Origin of the sequence: Synechococcus sp. BIOS-U3-1, from assembly GCF_014279975.1 — a bacterium.
Lineage (GTDB): Bacteria > Cyanobacteriota > Cyanobacteriia > PCC-6307 > Cyanobiaceae > Synechococcus_C.
The window spans coordinates 396066-422298 of sequence record NZ_CP047936.1; the positions used below are offsets into that span (position 1 = coordinate 396066).

Sequence of the window (26233 nt, forward strand, 5' to 3'; positions counted from 1 at the left end):
ATTATTCAGCCAGAATTTTGGGTACCCGAAAGAAGTCTCCTTCTCTTAAAGGTGCTTGTTCGAGAAGCTCTTCCCGCACCTGGGTTGGCTCCACCTTGTCTTCTCTTGTGGCATTGACCACTTCCACAGCACGTGTGGTTGGCGGAATACCTTCGGTGTTAACGCCCTGGAGCTGATCCACATAATCGAGAATGCGCTCGAGCTGCCCTGTGTAGGTCGTGATTTTCTCTTCAGGCAGATCGAGGCGGGCCAGATGGGCCACCTTGCGCACGTCGTCGGCGGTGATCTTGCTCATGCAGCGGCGAGAAAATTTTCTAGATCCTCGCGCAACGCCTTCGCTGCTGTGTTCAAAAGCTCTTGGCCATGTTCTGGTCTGGCCAGAAAGGGGTCTGATCCCATGCGTCCGTCGGGGTAGCGGCGGCGGAAGTCCGCAGGCCCATGAATCGATCCGCAGGGTGCTGGATCTGGCAGCGATCTCTGCTTGCTGATCAGGCTGTCATGGAGATGCAAGGTGACGGCAATTTCGCTGGGAGTGGCGTGCTGCCCTTCGCGGTCGCCATAGAGCTCGCGGGCCCGCCTCATCACCGAACCGGCCATGAACCAATTCGCCAGCCTGCAGCGCAGGCGTGGGGCAACTTCCAGGCCGCGGCTTGCGGCGGTGCCGTAGGCCTGCGCGAAAGCTGCCTTGGTTGTGGCAATGTTGCCGCCATGACCGTTCACCACCAGGATCCGCTCGAAGCCGTGGGTGGCCAGTGACATCACGAGGTCGTGCATTACGGCCAGCAAAGTTGCAGGCTGCAGGCTCATAGTGCCGGAGAAGCCCAGATGGTGTTCGGCCATGCCAAAGGCCTGCACAGGCGTGACCAGTACACCGCTGAGCTGTCCGAGCTCGAGCGCCACGGCCTCGGCGGTCAAGGCGTCGGTGCCGATAGCTCCAGTTGGTCCATGTTGCTCAGTGGATCCGAGGGGGACGATGATTCCCTTGCAGCCCTGAAGATATTGGTCAACGTCTGGCCAGCTCTGCAGAGCCAGGCGAATCGCGTCTTTGTTGTCGGCCGGGCCGGGGAGAATGGAAGACATGCCGCGCTTGGCGTTGGCTTGAAAATCGATCTTGCGAGCTGGCGCTAGTGGGCTGTGCCGTTGCCGTCGTACTGATCGGTGTTGTAATACCCACCCCAGGTGCCGACCAAGAACGTGGCCGCCACGAAGAAGCCGCTGCCGAATAGCAACACTGTGCCCAGGTTGAAACCGGAGAGTGCAGCATCCATGGCGTCAGAACTGTTTCTCTAAGCCTGGCAGCGGATTGGTGCTTGTCATCACTTGCATGCTGGGATCGTCATCGCCCCCGATCTCACTGCCGCTGCTCGGGATCTCAAGCCACTGTCTCAGTCGACCTGTGATCCAGATGAACGGCAGGGTGTCTGCCAGTGCAGCCGCCGATTTGAACAGATAGCCGCTGGCAATGAACGAGATCAGTTGCGGAGCCACTGGTTCGCCGGGCCGTACAGGTAAGACGCCAGAGGCGTAATGGCTGATCAGTACCACCGCGCTGGTGTCGACCAGCTGGCTCACCAGCGTGGAGCCGTTGTTACGCAGCCAGAGGGCCTTGCCATTGCTCACCCTTTTCCAGAAATGGAACATGCGCACGTCCACAAACTGTGCGGTGAGATAGGCGGCCATGGAGGCGATCACGGATCCAAAGGCCAGGCGTTGAATCTCGAAGAAGGTGGCATCCGGTGCACCTTCCACTCCTGGCAAGACTCCGCCCAGCCAGAGGATCAGTACCACCCAGCCGTTGAGAAGCAGGCCAACCCACACAACCTGGGTTGCCCTCCTCTCTCCCCAGAGCTCGCTGATCAGATCTGTACAGAGAAACGTGATGGGGTATGGCAGGGCGCCAACGGCCACCACAATTGGCCAGGAGCCAATGTGCCCAAGTTCGAGAAAACGGGTCAGGCCAAGGATGTTGAGCATGCCAAGCGTGCCCAGAAACAATCCGGCCAGCACCAGAAAGCAGAACTCTCGCCGTTGCTGCAGCGCTGGATTCATTGTTGACGCTTCTCGATGGTTTCAGGCTGGCAGGTTCTCTTCCCGCTCGCTTTTGGCCTCAATGCTCGGGGTGGATGCGTCAGGCAGGCTCCACATGGCCAACTGATTCGGCGTTGTTGGCGATGTTTACGCACCTGAATCTCCTCTGCGAACCTGCAGGAAGCGCACTGAAACAGTCGCTTAAGCCACTCTCATCGTCACTCAACTCATCACCTCAGATTTCCCGTCTCTTCCTAAGTCTTTCTTCTGCCGCCCCGCAGAAGTTGTTGGACCTGAGCTAGTGGGCTGCAGGTTGGTGAAACGCCAGAGCGATGAAAGTTTGCTTTGGGGCGTGATTGTGGAAACGGAGGCGTATGCGCAGGATGAGCCTGCCTGTCATGGTTACCGCCGCCGTTCACCGCAGAACGAAACGCTGTTTGGTGAGCCTGGTCGGTTCTACGTGTACGTGAGCTATGGCATTCACCATTGCGTGAATGTGGTCACCGATCGTCCTGAATGGGCGAACGGAGTGTTGCTACGTGCCGTTGCGATGCCTGGCGAGCCTGAACGGATAGCGGCAGGGCCTGGTTTGCTGGCACGTCGTTTCGGGATCGATCGCAATTGTGATGCTCTGTCGGTTTGTGGAGACTGTGATCTCTGGTTGGCACCCCGCCCCTCGGAGCTCATCGAACCTGCTTTGGTGACGACCACCAGGATTGGGGTCAGCCAGGGGGAGCAGCTGCCTCTGCGTTGGTATTTGAAGAGCAGTCGCAGCATCAGCAAACGCGCGCGTGGCGATCGCTCACCAAAGCCAACCGATGCCTTCCAGCTCAGCGCGAGCTGGGCACCTGAGCCATACCCATCTACGATGGTCTGAAGTGAGGTGAGGCCAGTTGAGCGCCTGGACACACCGACACATCCTTGATCTCGCAGCCTTTTCGTTAGAAGACTTTGCGACTGTCCTGGAGTTGGCCCATCGCTTCAGATCGATGCCGGCCACAGGTGCTCGTCGCCTGCCTGCCCTGCAGGGTCGCTTGGTGGCCACCCTGTTTTTTGAGCCAAGCACGCGGACCCGCAGCAGTTTCGAGCTGGCTGCCAAGCGCCTTTCTGCAGACGTCTCCAGTTTTTCGCCCTCGAGCAGTTCGCTCAGCAAGGGGGAGTCACTGCTCGATACAGCACGCACTTATGTGGCCATGGGCGCCGACATGCTCGTGGTGCGTCACCGCTGCACGGGTGTGCCTCGCCAGCTGGCGGAAGCCCTCGAACGCACCGGTGAACGCACCGTGATCCTTAATGCCGGTGATGGTCTGCACAGCCATCCCAGTCAGGGACTGCTCGATCTTTATACCCTTGCTCACCACTTTGCCCCCAGTCGTCCTCTGCCGCAGGCTCTGGATGGTCGTCGCATCGTGATTGTTGGCGATGTGCTCCATTCCCGTGTGGCGCGCTCAAATCTTTGGGCTCTGACTGCCTGTGGTGCCGAAGTCGTGCTCTGCGGTCCGCCCAGTTTGCTGCCAGATGCTTTCGCCAATTTCATCGCTGGACCGCCGCCAGGCCAGGCCAGTGATCCCGTTGCGAAGCGCGGTTCGTTGACCATCTGCCGCGACCTTGATGCTGCGCTGAATGGGGCTGATGCGGTGATGACCCTGCGCTTGCAGAAGGAACGCATGCGTCAGCACCTGCTCAGCGCACTTGATCGTTACCACCGTGATTACGGTCTCAGCCATGAGCGCTTGGCTCGATGCGGCGCTTCGATTCCTGTGCTGCACCCTGGCCCAGTCAACCGGGGGATCGAGATGAGTGGTGCCCTGCTCGATGACCTGAGCGCCAACCTGGTGGAGAGTCAGGTGAGCAATGGAATCCCAATCAGGATGGCCTTGCTTTATTTGATGGCAGCGGCGGAATCCTCTGTGGACTCTCCTGCTTTGGGTTGAGGTGAAAGACCGGAAACCTGATTGGAGTAGTAGTCCATCGCTGCTCGCAGTGCTGCTCCAGGCTCTGAGATGGATGGGCCTGCGCCTGGTGCCATCGGGAACGCAGCATCCGGTGCGTCCAACCCCATGTGCTGACTTGGCATGCCTGTCAGCAACATCGATGCTCTGGCTTGAGAGACCACCGCAAAGATCCATTTCAGTAGTAACGAGAAGCGATTCTCCTCATTGGGCATGAAGGCGAGGTGAGCAGCGGCCCAAAGCAGCCAGCCAAGACCGCCCTTGAATTTCAATCCACGCAAGTCTGCGACCGCGTCGACGCGATCCAGTACGGCCATGCTGCCGAAATCAAACCAACTGAAATTCGGCCGTGATCCGCCGGCCACAATTGCGGCAATATCTTTGCCCACAAATCCTCCTGCTTGGGTTGCAGGTCCTGCCATTCCAGGCAGCTGATTTCCATCTCGGGTGTGCTTGTAGCAGCAGAGATCACCCACCACTCGGATCTCGGGATGCCCCTTCATGGAGAAGTCTGGCTCCACAATCACGCGGCCGGCACGGTCCGTCTCGCAGCCCACGGAATCCGCCAATTTGCGCCCCAGGTGAGAGGGCCGAACACCGGCGGTCCAGATCACTGTGGCTGCCTGCAGACGGCGCTCACCATCGGGTGTTCCCACAATCACTTCACCGGGTTGCATGCTCTGAACACGCCCTTTGAACAGAAACTCCACGCCAAGCGCTGACAACGTTTTCTGCGCAGCTTGAGAGAGCTCTTTGGGCATCGCTCTGAGGACGCGGTCGCCTGGGTCGACCAGAATGATCCTGGTGTTTTCCAGATTCAGCTGGCGAAATTCCTTGCGCATGGCATTGCGCATTAACTCGGAGGCGGCTCCTGCCATTTCGCAACCGGAGGGCCCTCCTCCAACGATCACGACGGTCTGTAGGAAGCGACGTGCCTCAGGGTCAGGAGTCTGTTCGGCCTGCTCCATGGCCATCAGCAACCGCCGTCTGATCTCTTCGGCGTGCTCCAGGATTTTCATCGGTGGTGCAAAGGTCCGCCACTCTTCGTGGCCAAAGAAGGTGCTTCCGGATCCTGTTGCCAGCACTAGGTGGTCATAGCTGTAGGCCTTGCCGCTGAAGACGATCTGCTTCTCTTCTGGCTTGATCTCAGTCACTTCGCCAAGCAGAACCTGCACGTTGCTTTGGCGTCCGACGAGCTGTCGTAAGGGAGTTGCTACATCACCGCTAGAGACCAGCCCTGTCGCAACTTGATAAAGCAGAGGCTGGAACAAATTGAAGTTGCGTTTGTCGATCAGGGTGACGCGAACGTCTGCCTTGGCCAGCGCCTTGCAGGCACGAACACCCGCAAATCCGCCGCCCACAATGACGACGTGGGGCGCATGACGAAGGCGCTCTTGAGGTGGATCCAGCTCGAGGAAATAATGCTCTCCAGCCATGGAAGCAAGATTGAAAATCTCAATTCAGCGTATGGATGCCGGAAGGTTTTGTCTGCGCTTCTCGCAACTTGGTGCTGGTTAAAGCAACTTGAATCCTTCAAGTAGCAATCCATAAAGCAGCCCAATTCGCGTCATATCGAGCAGTTGTCGACCTAAGTGACTGTTGCGTTCTTTGGCCCAGTGCCTTCTTGCCCGAACCATTACTTCCATCAGCCCGACACTGAGCATCGCTGCCACAGGATCCATCAGATTGAGAGCACCTGAGACGGAAGCCACTCCGTTCCCGATCATGAAACTTCCCGTTAGGGCGATGAGCAGGAGTGATGCTCTCCTCCAGGGATTAGTCGCCCACAGATCAAGCCTCGTCGTGGCTTCGCCGAACGTTCGCTGAAGTCGTGTCGCTTGGAGAGGCGCTGTCACTTGGGCCTCCCCTTAAAAGAGAGGCAGGGACAACAACCGATGATCCCCATCACCCGGCCCGAACCCTGCCTCTCAATGTATACACCATTTGTGGGGTGATTGCCTCTATCAACCGCTACATATTGAGGCTTTTGATGCAAAAAGCCTGAAATTGACTGATCCTGTGAAAGTTTCTTTCCAAAGAAAAGCCTGAACAGCTCTGGTTGGCAAGGGGAGGCTTCAGGATCAATCGGATTCAGCTTTTGCTTTCCGAGAGCTTTTGCCTTCAAGAAGTTCAAGTAGCGCTTCCATTTGAGCCATCACGCCACGCACTTCTCCGGCTTCTGGAAGGAGGCCGTCTTCCATGACGCCCTGATGCATTTCCCTGAGTTCCTGGCGGATGTAGCGCAGATGGCTCACTACCTGTTCTCTTTTCGACTGAGACATCAATCGTGGCTTTCTCAGCCTCTCTTTTACCGCATGGCCTGATTGGAACGCTTCTAACAGCCTCAATCAACGGCGAGAAAGGCCACCTGCCAGAAGAATCAGACCGTAGGTCAATAGAGCGGAAGGTCTGACGAGCACTGAAAGGCAGGCGGTGATGCTGAGCGCAATGAGCAGCGAAGGCCGGCTCGCATGCCTAAAGCCAAGCGTGGGCCAGATCATGGTTTAGCGCTTCGCAAACTTCGCCCTGGCTCTGGCGTAAAAACTTGAATCAATGCAGTCAAGTAGGCACTCCCGGGCCATTGATTCAATCCTTCGGCGAACTGCCGGGCGCACAAAAAAGGGGACTTCCTTGAGCAACTTCTCTGCTTCAGCACTCCAATTCAACCTTGATCTCAAAAGACCACGATGGAGAATAGGGGATTCGAACCCCTGACCTCTGCGGTGCGATCGCAGCGCTCTACCAGCTGAGCTAAATCCCCGGGGTGTGCAACTTAGCGCCGGTTTTCAAAAGCACTCAAAGGCAAAATGATCACCAGTGCTTCGTGCCCGCATGCTGATCACTCCGGAGCGACTGGCTTCCTTTGATGAGGCATCAGTTGCGATGCTGGCGCGCCGTTTGGAGTACGACGACTACCCAACTCCCTTTGAAGGCTTGAGTGACTGGCATCTGTTAAGGGCCCTCGCCATCCATCGACCGGAGCTCACCGCTCCCTATGCCCATCTGATCGACCAGGAACCCTTCGACGAGGACTGAGCCAATGCCAGGACTGCTGAACGGACGACGGGTGCTGGTGGCTGCCTCGGGAAGTATTGCGGCTGTCAAGACTCCGCTGCTGGTCAGTGCGCTTGTTCAGGCGGGGGCTCAGGTCCGCTGTGTGCTCACCGCCAGCGCTGCCCGCTTGGTGAGCCCACTGGCTCTGGCAACGCTCAGTCGTCAGCCTTGCTTGCAAGACAAGGACCAATGGGATCCTGTGCGCCCGCGACCACTGCATATCGAACTCGCTGAATGGGCGGATCTGGTGGTGGTGGCCCCTCTCAGTGCAACATCTCTGTCCCGTTGGGTTCAGGGCGATGGCGAGGGATTGCTGGCCAGTCTTCTGTTGGCTTGTGAGTGTCCAGTTTTGGCGGCGCCAGCGATGAACACCGCCATGTGGAAACACAAAGCAGTTCAGCGCAACTGGAACCTTCTGCTTGACGATCCTCGTGTGCTGCCCCTGGCGCCTGAGGGTGGTCTGCTCGCCTGTGATCGACTCGGCACAGGCCGCATGTCTGACCCCGTCAGAATTGAGCTGGCTGCCGCAAGCGCCCTCTTACAAGCCACTTCTCAGGGCCTGCTCAAATCCGATTGGCGTGGGAAGCATGTGCTGGTCAGCGCCGGTCCGACTTTGGAGTCTTTGGACTGTGTTCGCGTCCTGTCCAACCGCAGCAGTGGCCGCATGGGTGTTCTGCTTGCCCAGGCCGCTCATCTACGCGGTGCGACCGTTGATTTGGTGCATGGCCCGCTGCAGGTTCCACCGTCATGGCTGGAAGGTCTGCAGTGTCATCCAGTGGTGGGCAGTGCTGCCATGGACGACATGCTCCAACAATTGCAGCCGAAAGCAGATGCAGTGTTGATGTGCGCTGCTGTGTCCGATGTGCGCCGCACCAGCTCCAGCGTTGTGGAAAAGCTACCGAAGCAGCAACTTATTGGCTCGATGGAGGGTGGTTGGGAGCTGGTGCCTGATCTACTTCAATCACTAGTGGGTAGGCGTTCTGCGGGTCAATCTGTGCTGGGTTTTGCCGCTCTGACAGGTTCTGACCAGCAAATACTTGAGCTCGGTCGTCAAAAGCTCCAAGCCAAGGGCTGTGATCTCTTAATGGTCAATCCTGTTGACCGCCTCGGTCAGGGGTTCGACAGTGATCAGAACAGCGGCTGGCTTTTAGGGCCTGGGAATCATCATCAGGTCTGTCCTCTCGAGGACAAGCTCGTCTTATCCCACCGGTTGCTGGATCGACTGTTGGAGATCAATCGGACCACTTGAAGTAGGCAGCCAGCCCAACTTGAAGCAGCCATCCAGTTCAAGCAGCCATGTCGGCGGGATCCTGCTCCAGCAGGTCGATGAAGGTGCGCAATTGAAGGCGGGGGATGTAGGGCCAACCTCCGCTGCGTTCCATCGTTTTGAGCAGAGCGAACAGCTTTTGGCGGTCTTCGGGAAGGCTTTCCCGAAACGCACCATCCTGAATCTCTCTGTGAAGGGCTTCCAGATCTCGCAAAAGCAACAGCAGAGACTCGGGATCGCCTTGATGCTGATCTGAGAGCTCACGGAGTGTTTTCAGCGCCGGCTGCAGCTTTTCCTTGATGGTTTCACTGCCGTCGTGCTGCATTGAGAACACTTCACGTTGTTGAGACGTGCAAAACGCTAGCCGGTGCGGCCGTTTGACACCTGTAAGATCCGCCTGTCCGGTTGACTTCGTCAATAGCCGGGGTTTCGGCTTCTCCTCCATGCGCATCCGTCCTCTGCTGGCCCTTGTGCTGGCTTTCTGTCTGACCTTCGTCACTGCCTGCAGCGGAGATGCTCAGGCTGTTGATCGCTCGAACATCACGTACGACGACATCCGTAACACTGGCAAGGCGAATGATTGCCCCACGCTTCCTGAGTCCGCCCGCGGCACGATTCCACTCACACCTGGGACCGATTACCAGCTGCGTGCCATCTGCATGCATCCCAGCCAGGTCTTCGTGAAGGGTGAGCCCGCTAACAAGCGCCAGGAAGCTCAGTTCGTCGAAGGCAAGATCCTTACCCGTTACACCTCCAGCCTCGATCAGGTCTATGGAGACCTCGTCGTGAGTGAGAACAGCCTCTCCTTCAAAGAGAAAGGCGGCATTGACTTCCAGCCCATCACCGTGTTGGTTCCCGGTGGTGAGGAGTTTCCTTTCACGTTCTCCAGTAAGAATCTCCAGGCTCAGGCTGAGGGTGCTGCCATCACCACCAGTACTGACTTCGAGGGTGAGTACCGCACACCCAGCTACCGCACTAGCAACTTCATTGATCCAAAAGGTCGTGCTCTCACCACTGGGGTGGACTACCCCCAGGGCCTGATCGGTCTCGGTGGTGACTACCAGAAGCTCGATAAGGAAAACAAGAAGCGCTACATCGATGGTCAGGGTGTGATGAGTCTGTCCATCACCAAAGTTGATCCCGAAACCGGCGAATTCGCTGGCGTGTTCTCCGCGATTCAGCCCTCCGACTCAGATATGGGTGGTCGTGAAGTTGTTGACGTGAAAATCACTGGAGAGCTCTTCGGCCAGCTTGAGGAAGTCTGATTCCTTCAACTCAGTTCGATTCAACACAGTTGGATCAGCAACGAGGGGCTTCGGCCCCTTTTTTGTTGTGACCCCTGTTCGCTGAAGCTGCAGGCTGTTGTCTGGGAGAATCGCGCCGTCTCCCTAAACCACTCCGGCTTTTCATGACTGCCAGCACCCCTTCCTCTCCGACCGGTGTGATCGCTCCCTATGGCGGCACCCTGGTGGATTTGATGGTTCCTGAGGGTGACAAAGCTGCGCTGAAGGCTTCAGCCAGCAGCAGCATCGAGTGTTCCGATCGCAATGCATGTGACGTTGAGCTGTTGGTGGTCGGTGGCTTTTCTCCTGAAAGGGGTTTCATGCACCAGGCCGATTACGACGCAGTGGTGTCAGGGAACCGCACCACTACGGGGTATTTGTTCGGACTGCCGATCGTGATGGATACCGATCGTGAGGACATCACGATCGGGCAGAAGATTCTGCTCACCTACAAAGGCCAGGACCTTGCTCTGCTCACCGTTGAGGACAAGTGGGAGCCAGACAAGGTCATTGAGGCCAAGGGCTGCTACGGCACCACGTCGCTGGAACATCCGGCTGTGCGAATGATCGTTACCGAACGCCGCCGTTTTTACCTCGGTGGTCTGATTCAGGGCCTTGCACTGCCTTCGCGCGTATTCCCCTGCAAAACTCCAGCTGAGGTTCGCGCAGGTCTGCCCGAAGGCGAGGACGTTGTGGCCTTCCAATGCCGTAATCCCATCCACAGGGCCCATTACGAGCTGTTCACTCGAGCTCTGCATGCCAGCAACGTCAGTGAGAACGCTGTTGTGCTTGTACATCCCACCTGCGGTCCCACCCAGCAGGATGACATTCCTGGATCCGTGCGATTTCAGACCTACGAGCGACTTGCTGCCGAGGTGGATAACGCTCGCATTCGATGGGCCTATCTTCCCTACGCCATGCATATGGCAGGTCCCCGTGAGGCCCTGCAGCACATGATCATCCGCCGCAATTACGGCTGCACCCACTTCATCATTGGTCGTGACATGGCCGGCTGCAAGTCCTCCCTGAGCGGTGACGACTTCTACGGTCCCTACGACGCTCAGAACTTTGCCAAGGAGTGTGCGCCCGAGCTGACCATGGAAACCGTGCCCTCTCTCAACCTCGTTTATACGGAGGAGGAGGGTTACGTCACCGCGGAACACGCTGAGGCCAGAGGGCTGCACGTGAAGAAGCTCAGCGGCACTCAATTCCGCAAAATGCTACGCAGCGGTGAAGAGATCCCCGAGTGGTTCGCCTTCAAGAGCGTCGTGGATGTACTCCGTTCCACCTGAGCTCACAGCTTCCTATTAACATTCCTTCATCAGAGGCGAAAGACCCTTGAACAAACGTTGGCGAAACATCGGCCTTGGGGCCCTTCTAGTGCTCGCGATCGTTGTGATCGCACCGGCTTTTTTTGGAGGTGGCGGAGCCCCTCAACCTGAGGCACGTTCTCTTCGCTACAGCGATTTTGTTGAAAGGGTCCAGGAAGATCAGGTCAGCCGAGTGCTCCTTTCTCCCGATCGTGGTACAGCTCAGGTTGTCGAAACCGATGGTCGCCGCGCTGAGGTGAATCTCGCTCCCGATAAGGACTTGCTCAAGCTGCTCACCGATCACAACGTTGATATCGCTGTTCAGCCCTCCCGTCAGCCCGGCGCCTGGCAGCAGGCTGCTTCAAGCCTGATCTTCCCCTTGCTGCTGCTAGGTGGTTTGTTCTTCCTTTTCCGTCGCGCGCAGTCCGGCGGTGGTGGCGGTAATCAGGCCATGAATTTCGGTAAGAGCAAGGCTCGAGTGCAAATGGAGCCTTCCACGCAAACTACCTTCGGTGACGTTGCGGGTATTGAAGGAGCCAAACTCGAACTCACTGAAGTTGTTGACTTCCTCAAGAATCCTGATCGCTTCACCGCTGTCGGAGCCAAGATTCCCAAGGGTGTTTTGCTGGTCGGCCCCCCTGGTACCGGTAAAACCCTGCTTGCCAAAGCTGTGGCTGGTGAGGCCAGCGTTCCTTTCTTCTCGATCTCCGGTTCGGAGTTTGTCGAGATGTTCGTTGGCGTTGGTGCTAGCCGTGTTCGCGATCTTTTTGAACAGGCGAAGAAAAATGCCCCCTGCATCATCTTTATCGATGAAATTGATGCAGTCGGTCGCCAGCGTGGAGCTGGCATGGGTGGCGGCAATGACGAGCGTGAACAGACGCTCAACCAGTTGCTCACGGAGATGGATGGTTTCGAGGGCAATACCGGAATCATCATCGTTGCGGCTACTAACCGGCCTGATGTTCTTGACTCAGCCCTGATGCGCCCCGGTCGTTTTGATCGCCAGGTCACGGTTGATCGGCCCGACTATGCAGGTCGCCTACAAATTCTCGGAGTGCATGCCCGTGGCAAGACCCTCTCTAAGGATGTCGATCTCGACAAGGTGGCCCGTCGGACGCCTGGTTATACCGGAGCCGATCTGTCCAACCTGCTGAATGAAGCGGCAATCCTTGCCGCTCGCCGCGATCTGAGCGAAGTCAGCAACGACGAGATCAGTGACGCAATTGAGCGAGTAATGGCTGGTCCTGAGAAAAAGGACAGCGTGATGAGTGATCGTCGTAAGCGTCTCGTCGCTTATCACGAGGCTGGCCATGCTTTGGTCGGCGCCCTGATGCCTGATTACGACCCTGTTCAGAAGATTTCGATCATTCCACGTGGTAATGCTGGTGGCTTGACCTTCTTCACTCCAAGCGAAGAGCGGATGGAGTCGGGTCTTTATTCCCGCACCTATCTGCAAAATCAGATGGCTGTTGCGCTCGGCGGTCGTGTCGCTGAAGAGATCGTCTACGGAGAAGACGAAGTCACCACCGGAGCTTCCAACGATCTTCAGCAGGTGGCCTCAACTGCAAGGCAGATGATCACCCGCTTCGGTATGAGCGACAAGCTTGGTCCGGTAGCTCTTGGGCGTTCCCAGGGTGGAATGTTCCTTGGACGCGATATCGCGGCTGAACGCGACTTCTCTGAGGACACTGCGGCAACAATCGACGAAGAAGTCTCCGATCTTGTTGCACTGGCTTATAGGCGTGCCACCAAGGTTCTTGTCGATAACCGTTCTGTGCTCGATGAACTCGCAGAACTGCTTGTGGATCAGGAAACTGTGGATGCAGAAGAGTTCCAGGACCTGCTAATTCGCAGTGATGTCCGCATTGCCGAATACGTCTGAGCCTGATGAGGCTTTGATCCGCTCGCTGCGGGTCCAGCCTCTTCTGATCGTCTTGCGTCCAGATAGACGCGATCTAGAGCAAGTCTTTTCCATCACCCGTCTCTGCCGTCAGCTCGATCAGCTGGTAGAGGCGGGTGTTCAGCATGTTGAGATTGCTTGGATTGAGCATCCCCGCTGGAGTGATCTTGTGATGGCGGCGAGATCTCGTCATTTACATCTGTCCCTTGGAGCGGCATCGATCACGCAGCTGTCGGCTCTCCAGCAGGTGACTGAACTTGGATTCAGCTACGCGATGTCGCCGCTATTGGACAGGGAGCTACAGCGAAGGGCAAAGCTGCTCGATTTTCTATTGGTGCCAGGTGTGATGACGCCTTCTGAGATCAGGTATGCCTGTGATCTGGGTTGCCGTTTGGTGAAGTTGTTTCCAGCAAGCGTGCTGGGCCGAAGCTTTTATCGTCAGATCGCTACGCCGATGGGCAATCTTCCTTTCATGATTGCTGCTGGAGGCTTGCGTGCCGATGACCTCAACTCCTGGCTGGAAGCTGGATATGACGCCATTGCTCTTGGTCGAACGGTGTTCGAAGGCGATGGTTTTGATCCCTCCCTTGCCGCCTGGATGGGCGCATGAGTTGTAGTAATGAGACCCATCTGCTACAGATAAGAGAGATGTTTTGGAGACGATGTCTCAGCTATCCATCAAGTTGAGCGACAAAGCTGACGCTTTGATCGCTCAGTTGCAGAAGGAAATTTTCAATCGTCGTCGCAAGAAGGTCACCGCCTCCGGCGTTGTCGAGACGCTGGTGGAAAGCGGGGCTCGCTCGCAATCCGACAAACGCTTCTCGACCTCTTGGGTCAATCTCATTCAGGACATCGAAAAGGCTGCCAAGCTGGCCAATGCCCATGGGAGTAAACCCTCTTCGCTCAGCGATGAAGAGTGGGTGATGGTGTTGAGCCATCGCAACCGTCAGTCTCCTGGTAAGCCTGTTCGCCAGTCGGCAGCTAAAAAGTCGTCTGCCAAAAAGCCCGCAGCTTCAAAGCTTGCAGCTAAAAAACCTGCAGCTAAAAAGCCCGCTGCTAAGAAGCGTGCTGCCGTGAAGGCTTCTACAGCCAAGGCTCCAGCAGCGAAAGCTGCAGCCGCCAAGGCTTCCACAAAGAAACCCGCCTCTCGCAAGCCGACTACGACCAGAGCCGCCAAAAAGGCAACGACAACGTCAACAACCGTGAGCACTGTGAGCAAGCCACGCCCGGCTCGCCGTGCCCGCAAGGCCACTAAGTCATCCCCTGCTGGGTCTGTGGCTGGACGTATGGCGAAAGCTGCAGCTCAGTTGGGAAGCGGAAGCGGCATCACGTCTCCGGCTCGTAGTTGATTTCTCTAGTGCGGCCTCACCAGAGGCTGCACTGACCCTGCTGCCTGAGCAGGTGATCAGCTAGGACCAGATTCACCATTGCCTCCACCATCGGCACGGCTCTGGGCAGCACACAAGGGTCATGCCGACCCTTGGCGGCAAGAGTGGTGGCTTGCCCTCGATCATTGATCGTTTTCTGCTCTTTGCGGATCGTTGCGGTTGGCTTGAATGCAACTCGGATCACAATTGGCTCGCCGTTGCTGATGCCTCCCTGAATGCCACCGGAATTGTTGGTGGCTGTGCGCAGCCGGCCCTCATCGCTTGGAAGAAAAGCATCATTGTGCTCGCTCCCTTTCAGCCGCGTTCCGGCGAAACCTGAGCCAATCTCGAAACCTTTGGTGGCGGGTAGTGACATCACCGCTTTGGCCAGATCTGCTTCCAGCTTGTCGAATACAGGCATTCCGAGGCCTACGGGAGGCTTACGGACAACGCATTCAATTAGACCGCCGCAGGAGTCGCCCTCGCGGCCGATTGCTTCAATCCGTTCGATCATGCGCTCGGCCATTTCAGAATCCGGACATCGCACAATGTTGGCTTCCACGTCTTCGCGGTTGACAGCGTTGATGTCCACCGTCGCTTCGAGGTCATGAATGCGTCGGACCCAGGCCACCACCTCGGTGCTATTGGCCTTGTAGAGCAACTGTCGGGCAATGGCACCGGCAGCCACCCGGCCGATCGTTTCGCGTGCTGAGGCTCTGCCGCCGCCGCTGCGGGCTTGGATGCCGTATTTCGCTTGATAGGTGGCATCCGCGTGGGAAGGTCGAAAAGTAACCTCCATCTCTCGGTAATCCTGGGGTCGCTGATCTTTGTTGCGCACCACCATGGCGATTGGTGTGCCCAGGGTCATGCCATCCATGACACCGCTCAGGATCTCCACCTGATCGGCCTCCTTGCGCGGTGTGGTGATCCTGCTTTGGCCTGGCTTGCGCCGGTCGAGTTCGGCCTGAATCGCTGGCAAGTCGAGTTCAAGTCGTGGCGGGCAACCTTCCAGGATTACTCCGACCCCGCCGCCATGGGACTCGCCGAAGGTGCTGATACGGAACAGGGTGCCGAAACTGCTGCCCAATGGAATGCCTTCACTCGTTTGAGCGTAAGAGAGCTCAGATCAGCTCGCTTAGGGCCCCTGACGGCTGTTCAGATGTAGGCCTGTCTCGAAGCATCTCGAAGTCGCTGAAGTCGAAACCTGGTCCGACACAGCAGCTCACCAGGGAGTACTGCCCCTCCGAGCGCGCTGCCATCCAGTGGCCTGCGGGCACCACGTGCACAGGATTGTGCATTGAGAGCACATGCTGCATGGCTTTGCCTCCCTCCGGTTCAAGAGTCCAGAGACTCAAGGGTGTTCCCTGCAGATGGGTCCAGACCTCATCGGCCTGATGGACTGCATGCCAGCGGCTTCTGGACCCTGCATTTAGCAGGTAAAGGATGCTGGTGATTGCCGCCCGCTGCTGGCCATCGGCACGGGTGACCTGAGATGTGCTCCGATACAGCTCACGGAACCAGCCGCCCTCTGGATGTGGTTCGAGGCTCCAGTCCTGAATCATTTGATTCACGACCTCCATCGGCGAGTGGCTCGATGATGGGGACTTGTCTGAGATGGGCTCCATCACTTCAGTGGTTTGTCGAAACGCATCAAGCCCCAGCTGAGCTTCCCTGACTGGCCACCATCAACCCAATGGCCCAGCCCGGCATCCATCCGCTCCAGATAACCCGGTGTGATGCTGTTTTCCAGATCCTTCCGGCGCTGTTGCAACTCCAGGCGGACCCTGCTGTAGTGCTCGATCAGCATCGGTGTGCGGTCATACCATGCAGTGCGTGTTAGTCCTGCTTCGGTACCCCAGCGGTGATACCGCTCAGGCGACCCGAGATCCGCAAGGTGAATGCGATCGAGAATCGCCGTCAGTGAATCAGCAGTCACGCCATCGGCTGCCATGGGGTCGGTCATCACCATCACGCCACCTGGTTTCAGCAATCGCGCTGCTTCCCGCATCACCGTCCGGCGGTCACCGGAGTGGAGAATCGCGTCCTGACTCCAGATCACATCGGCGCAGCCATTGGGGAGAGGTACCGCCTCGAAGGATGCATCGTGAACGGTGATCCGCTCAGAGAGGCCGACTTCTTGATTGAGCAGCCGATGTCGGTTGTTCTCTACTGCTGAAATGTTGATGGCATCCACGAAGATCCCAGGACTGCTGCAGAGTCGCCTGGCTGCTCCCCCGTAGCCAGACCCAAAGTCAACAACCCTCAGCGTGCTCGCTTCGTTCGAGGGAAGTGGTTGATCCATCAGTTCGATCAATGCGTCGACAGTGCGACGGCTTGCGGTTGCAATCGGTTCATCGGCAACTTCATAAAGACCGATGTGAATGTCCTCGCCGCCCCAGATGCGTGCGTAGAACCGATCGGCATCATCACTGTCGTAGTAGTTGGCTGCGGTGCTGGCTGCTTCGGAATAAGTGCTCGTCATCGTTCAGATCGCAGTGATGTCGGTGTCGAATAGATATTCCTTTTCAGCGACGTGTACGTAAAAGTCGGGATCATCGTGGCCGCGTTGATAGTCGCCGTAGCTGGTGATTCTCTGGAAGCCCACTTCTCGCATCAGACGTCGCACGTAGCCGTGACGCAGCGGGAACATGTTCAGGTGATAGGTACTGCCATCACTGAAGGCATAACGGAAACGGGCTAGTCCATCGTCGACGTGTTCGGGTCCTACTTCGACGTCTTTGCCGCAGTAGACGTTGCTCTTGCCACTTGTGGAGGTTCCTTCCAGCAGGCGGTCATAGTTGCGGTGATCCAGGATCAGAATGCCGTTGTGCTTCAGCACCGCGTAGTACTCGGCCAAAGCCTTACGACGATCCCGCTCGCGGAATAGATGGGTGAATGAATTGCCCAGGCAGATCACGGCGTCGTACTCGCCGTGGATGTCGCGGTTCAGGAATCGCCAGTCCGCATGCACCGTCCGCATTAATAGGTCGCGTTCCCGTGCGTTCTTGAAGGCACGGGCAAGCATGTTGGGGCTGCCATCCACGCTCACGACATCGAAGCCTTCGCGCAGAAGACGAACGGAATGGAAGCCCGTACCTGTTGCCACATCCAGCACCGAGCGGGCGCCATGCTCGTGCAGTAACCGTACAAAGAAGTTTCCCTCAGCTTCTTCCCTGGCATCCCAATCGATCAGGCGATCCCAGCGGTCTGCAAACTGTTCAATGTATTCCTGCTGATAATGATCTGTTTCTCGGACGCGTTCGGGTCGCTGCCCGAAGCGTTGCGCATCACCGGATTCCGCTGAGGGGTGGCTACTGAGTGTGGTCATGCCGGTGGGATCCTCTACTGCGCGGGGCGGTTCGAAGGACAGCAGCGGCGCTGTCTGACAGCTCGTTACCGACCCTCTGAGCTGTATCGATGTTGCGAAACAGGCTCAATCTGCAACCTAATCACGGCGTTTGCAGCTGTCAGCTACGCGGACCGAGGCTCTGTTGCAATCGGATGGTGACTGTCCTGATCAGAGGGTCGGGCCACTGCTATAAGCAGCTCAGGCGTGGGCGGAGGCTCTGAAGTGCAGTCAGAGATCTCCATCGAGTCGGTCTGGAAGCTGTTCGGCAGATCCTCCTCAGAGTTGATTGAGCAGCTGCGCTTAGGCGCGGATCCAGAGCGTCTTCATGAAGATCGTGGCGTTCGGGCTGCTGTCCAGGATGTCTCGTTAGAGGTACGCGCCGGCGAGATCTTTGTGGTGATGGGTCTTTCCGGTTCAGGTAAATCCACATTGCTGAGGATGCTGAATGGTCTGATTTCTCCTTGCAAAGGGGAGGTGATTGTCAAGGGCCGTTCGCTGAACTCGATGAGAGCACAGCAGCTGGCGGAGCTGCGTCGTCATCAGATGGCGATGGTTTTTCAGTCGTTCGCGCTTTTCCCCCATCGCAGCGTGCTTGAAAATGCCGCTTTTGGTCTCGAGGTTGCGGGCATGCCTCGCAAAGCGAGGATCGATCGCGCCATGCAAGCTCTCGAGCGTGTAGGCCTGGTTGCAGAGGCCCGCAAACGCCCGCGTGAACTCTCTGGTGGTATGCAGCAGAGGGTTGGTCTGGCCAGGGCTTTGGCCCTTGACCCGCCGATTCTGCTGATGGATGAGGCCTTCTCTGCATTGGACCCCTTGATCCGCAAGGACATGCAAGATCTCTTGCTGGACCTGCAAGCGGAGCTCCCTCGCACGGTGGTTTTTATTTCTCATGATCTCGATGAGGCGATCAGGATCGGTGACCGGATCGCTCTGATGCAGGCTGGTCGGCTACTGCAGTGCGACACCGCGCAGCGTTTGCTGCAGCATCCCGCCAACGATGAGGTCAAACGATTTTTTCGCGATGTCGATGTAGCGTCCGTTCTGACAGTGGAGGTGATTGCACAGCCCCCTCCTCATCTGAGTGTCTGCGATGTGGGTGACCCCCTGCCTGATCACGGGGATGCCACGGTTTATGTGACGGATCGTCTGCAGCATTTGCGCGGTCTTCTCCGAGGAGGTCTCAGCTGGGTCGACGTGGCTTCCATCAGCACGTTGTCAGCCGGAACATCTGTGAAGGATGCCATTGATGTGGTGGCGAATAGTGCCGAGCCGGTGCCAGTTCTGGATGACGAAAAGCGGCTGCTCGGCGTGATCAGCCCTCGTCATTTGCTGCTGGCAATGGAGGTAGGCGGTTGATGATGATTTTGGCTGCTGCCCATCAAGCCGGTTGGCTGGGTCAGTCGATCGATCTCTGTGTTGAGTGGTTGTTGGCCAACGCCCAGGGATTGTTTGATGTGATCAAGGTGTCGGTGTTGGCCCTGGTCTCTGTGACCGAGCTGGTTCTGGAGTGGCCACCGGCATGGTTGTTCGCTCTGATCATCGCGGCGCTCGGGTTCTGGCGAGTCAATGGTGGGTTCGCTCTCTTTGTTCTGCTCGGCTTCAATTTGGTGCTCTCCATGGCGCTTTGGAGCGAGATGATCGCCACCCTTTCGCTGGTGCTGACAGCCTCCGGTCTGGCTCTTTTGATCGGCCTTCCGCTGGGCATTCTCTCGGCTCGTTCACGACTCGTCTGGAGGCTGGTGCGCCCCTGTTTGGATCTGATGCAGACGATGCCTGCTTTTGTTTATCTGATTCCAGCAGTGATGTTGTTCAGCACGGGTGCGGTTCCTTCGATTCTCGCCACTCTGATCTTCGCCATGCCACCGGTGGTCCGGCTCACGCATCTGGGAATCGTTCAGGTTCCGGATGACCTGATCGAAGCCGGTCGCTCCTTCGGCTGCAGCGATCGCCAGTTGCTCTGGAAGGTGCAGATGCCCAGTGCCATTCCCACCGTGATGACTGGGGTCAATCAGACGATCATGCTGTCGCTTTCGATGGTCGTGATCGCTTCGATGATCGGTGGCGGCGGTCTCGGTGATGTGGTGTTGCGTGGGATTCAGCAGCTTGATGTGGGGATGGGGTTTGAAGGGGGAATCGCCGTGGTGATTTTGGCGGTGATCCTCGACCGTCTCAGTCAGAGCTTCGCCGGGCGACGCGGATCATCACTTCAACAGCGCCTGCGCGCATGGATGGCTCTTTGGAGGTCGTCATGAGCGGTCGACAGATCCGACGACGAGCTGTCTTACTCGGAGGCCTGGGGGTCGCGGGGATCTCCGCCGCCAGCCTGGTCAAGCTCAGTGCACCATCCTCCTCGGTGAGTTCTTCAGCCCCGGCTGGCCAAAGAGGTGTGGAGGGCTCCCGCAGTCCGCTGCCCAGTTCTGCATCCGCAAGACCCACACTGCGTCTTGGTTGGTCACCCTGGGCTGACGCTGAGGTCGTGAGCCTCATCGCTCAGAGGGTGATCCAACAGGCTTATGACTTGAACGTAGAGCGTGTTCTTGCCGACATCGGCATCCAGTACGCCTCTATCGCTCGCGGTGATCTCGATCTGATGCTGATGGCATGGTTGCCGTTGACGCACCGTGACTATTACCGACGGGTGCGCGATCGGGTGGTCGACTTCGGTGCGATGTATTCAGGCCGTCTGGGCTGGGTGGTGCCTGATTACGTGCCTGCCTCTGAGCTCTCTGCGATTCCTGATTTACGCGATCCTTCTCTGGCGGCACGGTTCGATAACCGCGTGCAGGGGATTGATCCTGGCTCGGGTTTGAATCAGGTCTCGGCTGAAGCTCTCAAGAGCTATCGCCTCAACAATCTGGAGCTGGTGTCATCAAGCAGTGCTGCAATGACGGCGGTGCTTGATCAGGCCATCCGCAAGCAACGCTGGGTGGTGGTCACCAGCTGGACACCCCATTGGATGTTCGCCCGTTACAGGTTGCGTTTCCTTCAGGATCCAAAACGGGTGTTTGGCGGTATTGAGTGGATTCACGCGCTCGGTCGCCCTCAGCTGGATTTGGACATGCAAGATGTGGCTGGTTTCCTGACTCGCTTCCATCTGCCTGATCAGGAGATGTCGGATTTGCTGTTGCAGGCCAATGATCAGTCTGCTGAGGCCGCCGTGGATGGTTACATCGCCTCGCACCCGGCGCGAATTCGTTACTGGATCACTGGCGAGATTTCGGCACCCTGACCCATTTTGATTCAACAACTTGCTAATCCAACAGCAAGCCAACAAAAAGCCCCCTCGTGAGAGGGGGCTTTCCGATTCAGTTGACCTGAATCGTTTGTTGATTCCAGATCAACCGATGGCAGGTGCTTGCAGAGCCACAGGTGTGGACTCAGCAGCAGCCAGGTCGAGGGGGAAGTTGTGAGCGTTGCGCTCGTGCATGACTTCCATGCCGAGGTTGGCGCGGTTCAGCACATCAGCCCAGGTGTTCAGGACGCGGCCCTGACCATCAAGGATGGACTGGTTGAAGTTGAAACCGTTCAGGTTGAAGGCCATGGTTGACACGCCAAGGGCGGTGAACCAGATGCCGACAACAGGCCAGGCAGCCAGGAAGAAGTGCAGGCTACGGCTGTTGTTGAACGACGCGTATTGGAAGATCAGGCGACCGAAGTAACCGTGGGCAGCCACGATGTTGTAGGTCTCTTCTTCTTGGCCGAACTTGTAGCCGTAGTTCTGGGACTCGCTCTCGGTTGTTTCACGAACCAAGGAGGAGGTCACCAGTGAACCGTGCATGGCGGAGAACAGTGAACCACCGAAGACGCCAGCCACACCAAGCATGTGGAAGGGGTGCATCAGGATGTTGTGCTCGGCCTGGAACACCAACATGAAGTTGAAGGTGCCGGAGATGCCCAGGGGCATGCCGTCAGAGAAGGAACCCTGACCGAAGGGGTAAACCAGGAACACGGCGGAGGCAGCAGCCACAGGTGCGCTGTAAGCAACGCAGATCCAGGGGCGCATGCCGAGGCGGTAGGAGAGTTCCCACTCGCGACCCATGTAGCAGAAGATGCCGATGAGGAAGTGGAAGACAACCAGCTGGTAAGGACCGCCGTTGTACAGCCACTCATCAAGAGAAGCAGCTTCCCAGATGGGATAGAAGTGAAGGCCGATGGCGTTCGAGGAGGGAACAACAGCACCAGAGATGATGTTGTTTCCGTAGATCAGGGAGCCAGCAACGGGCTCACGGATGCCGTCGATGTCGACGGGGGGTGCTGCGATGAACGCAACGATGAAGCAGGTGGTGGCAGCCAGCAGGGTGGGGATCATCAGCACACCGAACCAGCCCACATAGAGGCGGTTGTTGGTGGAGGTGACCCACTCGCAGAACTGCTGCCAGCCGTTAGCGCCGGAGCGCTGCTGAATGGTGGTGGTCATGAGAACGGGAAAGAATGTCTCCGAAGAGACGGTTACGGAAGGGCAGGAAGCCCTGCCAAGCCGGATTGTAAAGCAACATTGCGCAAGATGTCGACAGCTTTATGAAGCCCTCGTGAAGAACCATTGAGACCTCGCTCAGGCGTTCTCAGGGACGTGGTTGTTAGCGTCCGAGCCATGCAAGGCCTTTTGCAACCGACTGAGCTTTTGGCTCAGCCCAAGCTTCCCGGAGAGAGGGTGCTGCTGGTCAGGTTGCCTTGCAATCCGATTTTTCCGATTGGCCCGATCTACTTGGCCGATCATCTCCATAAATGCTTTCCAGGAGTTCCGCAGCGCATTCTTGATTTGGCCGCGCTCCCAGTCCTTGATGTGCACCGGGTGCTGCGGATCACCATTGACCAGTTCCGCCCGACTCTTCTGGTGTTTTCCTGGAGGGACATTCAGATTTATGCACCTGTTGACGGACGCGGTGGAAACCCGTTGCAGAACTCGTTTGAAGTTTTTTATGCCCGAAATCCCCTGAAACGGCTGCATGGTGCCCTGGGTGGGCTCCGCCTGATGACCAGTCACTACGGAGAACTCTCCCGCAATCAGGCTCTGGTGCGCAGAGGGCTTCGTCAAGCCAGGCGTCATCGGCCTGAAGCGAGAGCCGTGCTTGGCGGCGGAGCTGTCAGCGTTTTTTATGAACAGCTCGGTCGCTCACTGCCCAAGGGAACAATTGTGTCCGTCGGCGAGGGTGAACCTCTCCTGGAAAAACTACTTCTTGGTCACTCACTGGATGGAGAGCGCTGTTTTGTTGTTGGTGACCCCCCTCGGCGGGGGTTGATTCATGAGCAACCGGAAAGTCGACCGAAAACGGCTTGCGACTACGACTACATCGCCTCGATCTGGCCTCAACTCGACTGGTACCTCGAGGGCGGTGATTTTTACGTGGGAGTTCAGACCAAACGTGGTTGTCCCCACAACTGTTGTTATTGCGTTTACACAGCTGTAGAGGGCAAGCAGGTGCGCTTGAACCCCGTTGAAGCAGTGGTCTCAGAGATGCGTCAGCTCTACGACAGGGGGGTTCGAGGCTTCTGGTTCACCGATGCTCAGTTCATTCCAGCGAAGCGCTACATCGAGGACGCCAAAGAGCTATTAAGAGCCATCAAAGCTGAGGGACTGAAAGACATCCGCTGGGCTGCCTATATCCGAGCCGACAATTTGGACCCCGAACTAGCTCAGTTGATGGTGGAGACCGGGATGAGCTATTTCGAGATCGGCATTACGTCAGGGTCCCAGGAGTTAGTGCGCAAAATGCGCATGGGCTACAACCTGCGCACAGTGCTGGAAAGCTGCAGGATGCTGGCGGACGCAGGTTTCCGAGACCATGTCTCGGTGAACTACTCGTTCAACGTGATCGACGAGCGTCCGGAGACGATTCGCCAAACCGTTGCTTATCACCGAGAGCTGGAGCGAATCTTCGGCGCAGATCTTGTTGAGCCCGCGATTTTCTTCATCGGGCTGCAGCCTCACACCCACCTTGAGCAGTACGGCTTCGAAAAGGGCTTGATCAAACCCGGTTACAACCCCATGAGCATGATGCCCTGGACGGCGCGCAAGCTGCTCTGGAATCCCGAGCCCATGGGAAGCACTTTCGGCCGTATCTGTTTGGAGGCCTTTGATCTAGATCCCTCCGATTTTGGCAGAACTGTGATGTCGTTACTTGAGAGGGATTATGGCGTGGCTCCTTTGCAGGAAGCACTCCGAGCACCACTTCAAGGTCGCGCCGCTTTGGCCAAGGCCGTGAGCTGACGCCAGAGCAGAACGCTCAGAGCAATGATTCCTACCATCCCGCCTAAAGGGTTGGCGTGAGCCCCACCGGGGCCAATGAGCCATTCCGGTGCACTAGGTGATACCTGCAGTAAACCGGATCGCAGAGCGAACCAGCCTCCGACCAGTCCGCCATGCAGCCCGACGCAGCCCCAAAGGCAACCAGCGTCTAAGCGCCTCTGCACGGCAAGACAGAGACCAAGCAGTAATAAGCCTGTAAGCAGACCGAGCATGGGCAGAAAACCCTGATCAAATCGGGTGTGCACGAGGCTGAAAATGACGGCCTGACCGATGACGGCTGTGCGAGACCCTGTAAGTGCGTTGAGCTCTCCCCACAGCCAGCCCCGGAAGAGCAATTCTTCTGCCAATCCCAGTCCGAAGCAGAGCAGTAAGCCATTGACGACATCACCTGTGGTGAGTTCTCCGAGCCAGCGCCCCCAGGACCCCAGCAACAAGGGCAGAGAGATCAATGCCAGCAGGCCAGCAGATCGCAGCAGGCCTTGGATTAAGCAGGATCCGGTTGATGCCTCGCCGCGTCGGCTGCGAACTCCGAGGGTCAGCCACGGCTGACGACTGTTCCAGCGTTGGCGCACCCAGCTGGGCAACACCACGATGAACAGCACGAATGTGATGACAGTGCCGATCAGTGATAGCCGAGGAGGTGAGGCCTCAGGCATTAAGTAGGCGGCGGGTTGCGCCATCAACCATCCCAGTCCGTACAGAGCTGGAATCAGGGCGATTGCTGTGACCCAACGAGGTTGAAGGCTGAGCAGACCACCCCAGGCTTCGGCAATGCGTTTAACGATTACTCCTCCGGCTCGATTGTGCTGGTGAGCCCTTTCCCCTTAAGGGTTTCGCAGTAGAACTCGGCCGGCTCCAGGTCGCAAACGATCACAAGACCCACGCCTGTGTTGTGTGCTTCGAGCATCACGGCCATGCAGTCCTGCTCACTGAGTTGCGGCACCACCTGACGCAAGGTGGTGACCACGTAGTCCATCGAATTCACCGGGTCGTTGTGAAGCAGCACTTTGTACCGGGGAGAGCGCTTTCGGACCTGCTCCGGTGCCTTGTCCAGGACGGCTGCTCCACCTGGACTGCGGCTTGGGGTATCCACCGCCATGACCATGGTTCTAAGAGAGTTTGAATCTAAAGGGGCTGGGAGCACTGCTGGTGAGTCAGAGGGCCTTGATCCGCGCCATGGCGGTGTCGACATTGTCTCGACTGTTAAACGCCGAGAGGCGGAAGTAACCCTCTCCGGCTGCGCCGAAGCCGCTTCCTGGGGTTCCAACCACATTCGCTTGATTGAGCAGATGGTCAAAGAAGCCCCAGGAGTCCATGCCATCCGGAGTCTTGATCCACACGTAGGGAGCGTGCTCCCCGCCGTAGACGGTGAGGCCAGCTGAGCTGAGTTCGCGACGGATGATCGCCGCGTTCTCCATGTAAAAGGCCACTAAGCCCTTCACTTCTCTTTGGCCGGCATCGGAATAAACGGCTTCCGCTCCACGCTGAATGATGTAGCTCACACCGTTGAACTTGGTGCTCTGTCTGCGGTTCCAGAGGCCCCAGAGTTCAATTGCTTCACCATCGGAGGTTTTGCCTCTGAGCCCCTTGGGAACAACGGTGAGTGCGCAGCGTGTGCCGGTGAAGCCGGCGTTTTTGGAGAATGAGCGGAATTCAATGGCGCAGTCACGGGCTCCCTCGATCTCGAAGATCGAGTGGGGGAGGCTCGGGTCCTGGATGAAGGCCTCGTAGGCGGCGTCGAACAGGATCAGAGAGCCATTGGCGCGCGCATAGTCCACCCAGGCTTTGAGCTGCTGCTTCGTTGCCACGGCACCTGTGGGGTTGTTGGGAAAGCACAGGTAAATGAGATCCACTGGCTCGCTGGGGATCTCGGCAGTGAAGCTGTTGTCTGCACTGATGGGCAGATAGGTCAGGCCGGCATAGCGACCTTCCTCACCGGCATCACCAGTGCGACCTGCCATCACGTTGCTGTCAACGTATACGGGGTAGACAGGGTCGGTGACGGCGATCTTGTTCCCCACCCCGAGGATGTCCAGGATGTTGCTGCTGTCGCACTTGGAGCCATCGGAAACGAAGATCTCCTCTGGGCTGATGTCACACCCGCGTGCCTGGAAGTCTTGTTTGGCGATTGCCTCCCGCAGCCAGCCATAGCCCTGTTCAGGCCCATAGCCGTGAAAGCCTTCTGCGGTTCCCATTTCATCAATGGCTGTTTTCATTGCTTCGCGACAGGCCTGAGGGAGTGGTTCAGTCACGTCGCCAATGCCCAGGCGAATCAGCGCTGCATCGGGATTGGCGTCAGCAAAGGCCTTCACCCGGCGTCCGATTTCAGGGAATAGATAGCCCGCTTTGAGTTTGAGGTAATTGCCGTTGACCTGAACCACAGAAAGACCGATTTCTGCGGGCATCCTGCTACATACGATGAAAGAAGTCGGGTCGGAAGACCGTGACCGTCGCGTTGAATCCATCCACCGCTCCT

The 26233-nt window shown here is 57.5% G+C and carries 31 protein-coding genes and 1 tRNA gene; 13 read left to right on the top strand and 19 right to left on the bottom strand.

Features of this window, described 5'->3' with window-relative positions; genetic code table 11:
* Window position 1: 1 nt before the first annotated feature.
* The 4 genes from gatC to SynBIOSU31_RS01830 are packed head-to-tail and all read right to left on the bottom strand — an operon-like array spanning window position 2 to window position 2049.
* Entirely contained in the window at window positions 2-295 is a 294-nt protein-coding gene (gatC, locus tag SynBIOSU31_RS01815) for an Asp-tRNA(Asn)/Glu-tRNA(Gln) amidotransferase subunit GatC (protein WP_186491643.1), read from the bottom strand.
* Window positions 292-1080 (bottom strand): creatininase family protein, encoded by a 789-nt coding sequence (locus SynBIOSU31_RS01820; protein WP_186491644.1) that lies wholly within the window; start codon window positions 1078-1080, stop codon window positions 292-294. Before SynBIOSU31_RS01820 ends, gatC begins: the two co-directional genes overlap by 4 nt.
* A gap of 44 nt (window positions 1081-1124) precedes the next feature.
* Window positions 1125-1268 carry a hypothetical protein gene (locus SynBIOSU31_RS01825; protein WP_186491645.1) on the bottom strand — a complete coding sequence of 48 codons (144 nt, stop codon included), beginning with the start codon at window positions 1266-1268 and terminating at the stop codon, window positions 1125-1127.
* A 4-nt stretch (window positions 1269-1272) separates the two neighbouring features.
* A complete protein-coding gene (locus SynBIOSU31_RS01830; protein ID WP_186491646.1) occupies window positions 1273-2049 on the bottom strand; it encodes a queuosine precursor transporter in 777 nt (258 codons plus the stop codon).
* A 193-nt stretch (window positions 2050-2242) separates the two neighbouring features.
* Between SynBIOSU31_RS01830 and SynBIOSU31_RS01835 the strand changes: the two genes are divergently transcribed.
* Both SynBIOSU31_RS01835 and SynBIOSU31_RS01840 read left to right on the top strand, forming a co-directional pair.
* Window positions 2243-2905, top strand: coding sequence for a DNA-3-methyladenine glycosylase (locus tag SynBIOSU31_RS01835; protein WP_186492777.1), 663 nt, complete (start codon window positions 2243-2245; stop codon window positions 2903-2905).
* 16 nt (window positions 2906-2921) lie between these two features.
* Window positions 2922-3962: an aspartate carbamoyltransferase catalytic subunit gene (locus SynBIOSU31_RS01840; protein WP_186491647.1), complete on the top strand. Its 1041-nt coding sequence runs from the start codon at window positions 2922-2924 to the stop codon at window positions 3960-3962.
* On the opposite strand, the gene SynBIOSU31_RS01845 is transcribed toward SynBIOSU31_RS01840, so the two are convergent.
* The 6 genes from SynBIOSU31_RS01845 to SynBIOSU31_RS01870 all read right to left on the bottom strand — a co-directional run bounded on the left by SynBIOSU31_RS01845 (window position 3911) and on the right by SynBIOSU31_RS01870 (window position 6741).
* Window positions 3911-5416, bottom strand: coding sequence for an NAD(P)/FAD-dependent oxidoreductase (locus SynBIOSU31_RS01845; protein WP_186491648.1), 1506 nt, complete (start codon window positions 5414-5416; stop codon window positions 3911-3913). The two genes, SynBIOSU31_RS01840 and SynBIOSU31_RS01845, sit on opposite strands and share 52 nt — an antisense overlap.
* A gap of 78 nt (window positions 5417-5494) precedes the next feature.
* A complete protein-coding gene (locus SynBIOSU31_RS01850) occupies window positions 5495-5836 on the bottom strand; it encodes a DUF565 domain-containing protein (protein WP_186491650.1) in 342 nt (113 codons plus the stop codon).
* Window positions 5837-6061: 225 nt separating this feature from the next.
* On the bottom strand, window positions 6062-6262 hold the full coding sequence (locus tag SynBIOSU31_RS01855) for a hypothetical protein (protein ID WP_006042295.1): 201 nt from the start codon (window positions 6260-6262) through the stop codon (window positions 6062-6064).
* A 66-nt stretch (window positions 6263-6328) separates the two neighbouring features.
* Window positions 6329-6481 carry a hypothetical protein gene (locus SynBIOSU31_RS01860; protein ID WP_186493191.1) on the bottom strand — a complete coding sequence of 51 codons (153 nt, stop codon included), beginning with the start codon at window positions 6479-6481 and terminating at the stop codon, window positions 6329-6331.
* Between the two features lie 3 nt (window positions 6482-6484).
* A complete protein-coding gene (locus tag SynBIOSU31_RS01865) occupies window positions 6485-6658 on the bottom strand; it encodes a PCP reductase family protein (protein ID WP_370593652.1) in 174 nt (57 codons plus the stop codon).
* Window positions 6659-6668: 10 nt separating this feature from the next.
* A tRNA-Ala gene (locus SynBIOSU31_RS01870) sits at window positions 6669-6741 on the bottom strand.
* A gap of 71 nt (window positions 6742-6812) precedes the next feature.
* Here SynBIOSU31_RS01870 and isiD point away from each other — a divergent pair.
* Together isiD and coaBC are read left to right on the top strand one after the other, a co-directional pair.
* Complete coding sequence (isiD, locus tag SynBIOSU31_RS01875) at window positions 6813-7016, top strand: protein IsiD (protein WP_186492778.1); 204 nt, start codon at window positions 6813-6815, stop codon at window positions 7014-7016.
* A gap of 4 nt (window positions 7017-7020) precedes the next feature.
* The gene (gene coaBC, locus SynBIOSU31_RS01880) at window positions 7021-8283 is read left to right on the top strand and encodes a bifunctional phosphopantothenoylcysteine decarboxylase/phosphopantothenate--cysteine ligase CoaBC (RefSeq protein WP_186491654.1); all 1263 of its coding nucleotides are present in this window, start codon (window positions 7021-7023) and stop codon (window positions 8281-8283) included.
* Window positions 8284-8320: 37 nt separating this feature from the next.
* On the opposite strand, the gene SynBIOSU31_RS01885 is transcribed toward coaBC, so the two are convergent.
* The gene (locus SynBIOSU31_RS01885) at window positions 8321-8626 is read right to left on the bottom strand and encodes a hypothetical protein (protein ID WP_186492779.1); all 306 of its coding nucleotides are present in this window, start codon (window positions 8624-8626) and stop codon (window positions 8321-8323) included.
* A gap of 118 nt (window positions 8627-8744) precedes the next feature.
* Here SynBIOSU31_RS01885 and psbO point away from each other — a divergent pair, with 118 nt between their 5' ends.
* From psbO to SynBIOSU31_RS01910, 5 genes are all read left to right on the top strand, one after another.
* Entirely contained in the window at window positions 8745-9566 is an 822-nt protein-coding gene (gene psbO, locus SynBIOSU31_RS01890) for a photosystem II manganese-stabilizing polypeptide (protein WP_186491656.1), read from the top strand.
* A 143-nt stretch (window positions 9567-9709) separates the two neighbouring features.
* Entirely contained in the window at window positions 9710-10876 is a 1167-nt protein-coding gene (sat, locus tag SynBIOSU31_RS01895; protein ID WP_186491658.1) for a sulfate adenylyltransferase, read from the top strand.
* A 46-nt stretch (window positions 10877-10922) separates the two neighbouring features.
* Complete coding sequence (gene ftsH3, locus SynBIOSU31_RS01900; protein ID WP_186491659.1) at window positions 10923-12776, top strand: ATP-dependent zinc metalloprotease FtsH3; 1854 nt, start codon at window positions 10923-10925, stop codon at window positions 12774-12776.
* Complete coding sequence (locus SynBIOSU31_RS01905; protein WP_186491660.1) at window positions 12751-13404, top strand: bifunctional 4-hydroxy-2-oxoglutarate aldolase/2-dehydro-3-deoxy-phosphogluconate aldolase; 654 nt, start codon at window positions 12751-12753, stop codon at window positions 13402-13404. The genes ftsH3 and SynBIOSU31_RS01905 overlap by 26 nt, the downstream gene beginning before the upstream one ends.
* A 52-nt stretch (window positions 13405-13456) precedes the next feature.
* The gene (locus tag SynBIOSU31_RS01910) at window positions 13457-14143 is read left to right on the top strand and encodes a hypothetical protein (protein WP_186491661.1); all 687 of its coding nucleotides are present in this window, start codon (window positions 13457-13459) and stop codon (window positions 14141-14143) included.
* Between the two features lie 16 nt (window positions 14144-14159).
* Here SynBIOSU31_RS01910 and aroC read toward each other — a convergent pair whose 3' ends face one another.
* Genes aroC through bsmA form a run of 4 tightly spaced genes read right to left on the bottom strand, consistent with a single transcriptional unit; the run spans window position 14160 to window position 17489 of the window.
* On the bottom strand, window positions 14160-15248 hold the full coding sequence (gene aroC / locus SynBIOSU31_RS01915; protein WP_186491666.1) for a chorismate synthase: 1089 nt from the start codon (window positions 15246-15248) through the stop codon (window positions 14160-14162).
* Between the two features lie 34 nt (window positions 15249-15282).
* Entirely contained in the window at window positions 15283-15741 is a 459-nt protein-coding gene (locus SynBIOSU31_RS01920; RefSeq protein WP_186491667.1) for a cupin domain-containing protein, read from the bottom strand.
* Window positions 15742-15785: 44 nt separating this feature from the next.
* Entirely contained in the window at window positions 15786-16643 is an 858-nt protein-coding gene (locus tag SynBIOSU31_RS01925) for a methyltransferase domain-containing protein (RefSeq protein WP_186491669.1), read from the bottom strand.
* A gap of 3 nt (window positions 16644-16646) precedes the next feature.
* Window positions 16647-17489: a glycine/sarcosine N-methyltransferase gene (gene bsmA / locus SynBIOSU31_RS01930; RefSeq protein ID WP_186491671.1), complete on the bottom strand. Its 843-nt coding sequence runs from the start codon at window positions 17487-17489 to the stop codon at window positions 16647-16649.
* Window positions 17490-17714: 225 nt separating this feature from the next.
* On the opposite strand from bsmA, the gene SynBIOSU31_RS01935 reads away from it, so the two are divergent.
* From SynBIOSU31_RS01935 to SynBIOSU31_RS01945, 3 genes are read left to right on the top strand one after another with little or no spacing between them, the layout of a single operon-like run.
* On the top strand, window positions 17715-18866 hold the full coding sequence (locus SynBIOSU31_RS01935) for a quaternary amine ABC transporter ATP-binding protein (protein ID WP_255477309.1): 1152 nt from the start codon (window positions 17715-17717) through the stop codon (window positions 18864-18866).
* Window positions 18866-19762: an ABC transporter permease gene (locus tag SynBIOSU31_RS01940; RefSeq protein ID WP_186491673.1), complete on the top strand. Its 897-nt coding sequence runs from the start codon at window positions 18866-18868 to the stop codon at window positions 19760-19762. Before SynBIOSU31_RS01935 ends, SynBIOSU31_RS01940 begins: the two co-directional genes overlap by 1 nt.
* Window positions 19759-20739 carry a glycine betaine ABC transporter substrate-binding protein gene (locus tag SynBIOSU31_RS01945; RefSeq protein WP_186491675.1) on the top strand — a complete coding sequence of 327 codons (981 nt, stop codon included), beginning with the start codon at window positions 19759-19761 and terminating at the stop codon, window positions 20737-20739. The genes SynBIOSU31_RS01940 and SynBIOSU31_RS01945 overlap by 4 nt, the downstream gene beginning before the upstream one ends.
* A 108-nt stretch (window positions 20740-20847) precedes the next feature.
* On the opposite strand, the gene psbA is transcribed toward SynBIOSU31_RS01945, so the two are convergent.
* The gene (gene psbA, locus SynBIOSU31_RS01950; protein ID WP_186490358.1) at window positions 20848-21927 is read right to left on the bottom strand and encodes a photosystem II q(b) protein; all 1080 of its coding nucleotides are present in this window, start codon (window positions 21925-21927) and stop codon (window positions 20848-20850) included.
* Window positions 21928-22101: 174 nt separating this feature from the next.
* Here psbA and SynBIOSU31_RS01955 point away from each other — a divergent pair, with 174 nt between their 5' ends.
* Entirely contained in the window at window positions 22102-23718 is a 1617-nt protein-coding gene (locus SynBIOSU31_RS01955; protein ID WP_186491677.1) for a photosystem II high light acclimation radical SAM protein, read from the top strand.
* Here SynBIOSU31_RS01955 and SynBIOSU31_RS01960 read toward each other — a convergent pair.
* The 3 genes from SynBIOSU31_RS01960 to SynBIOSU31_RS01970 all read right to left on the bottom strand — a co-directional run bounded on the left by SynBIOSU31_RS01960 (window position 23682) and on the right by SynBIOSU31_RS01970 (window position 26138).
* Window positions 23682-24437 (bottom strand): CPBP family intramembrane glutamic endopeptidase, encoded by a 756-nt coding sequence (locus SynBIOSU31_RS01960; RefSeq protein ID WP_186491679.1) that lies wholly within the window; start codon window positions 24435-24437, stop codon window positions 23682-23684. The genes SynBIOSU31_RS01955 and SynBIOSU31_RS01960 overlap by 37 nt on opposite strands.
* A gap of 104 nt (window positions 24438-24541) precedes the next feature.
* Window positions 24542-24862, bottom strand: a complete 321-nt coding sequence (clpS, locus tag SynBIOSU31_RS01965) for an ATP-dependent Clp protease adapter ClpS (protein WP_186491681.1) — start codon at window positions 24860-24862, stop codon at window positions 24542-24544.
* 49 nt (window positions 24863-24911) lie between these two features.
* On the bottom strand, window positions 24912-26138 hold the full coding sequence (locus SynBIOSU31_RS01970) for an LL-diaminopimelate aminotransferase (RefSeq protein WP_186492781.1): 1227 nt from the start codon (window positions 26136-26138) through the stop codon (window positions 24912-24914).
* Window positions 26139-26233: the final 95 nt, after the last annotated feature.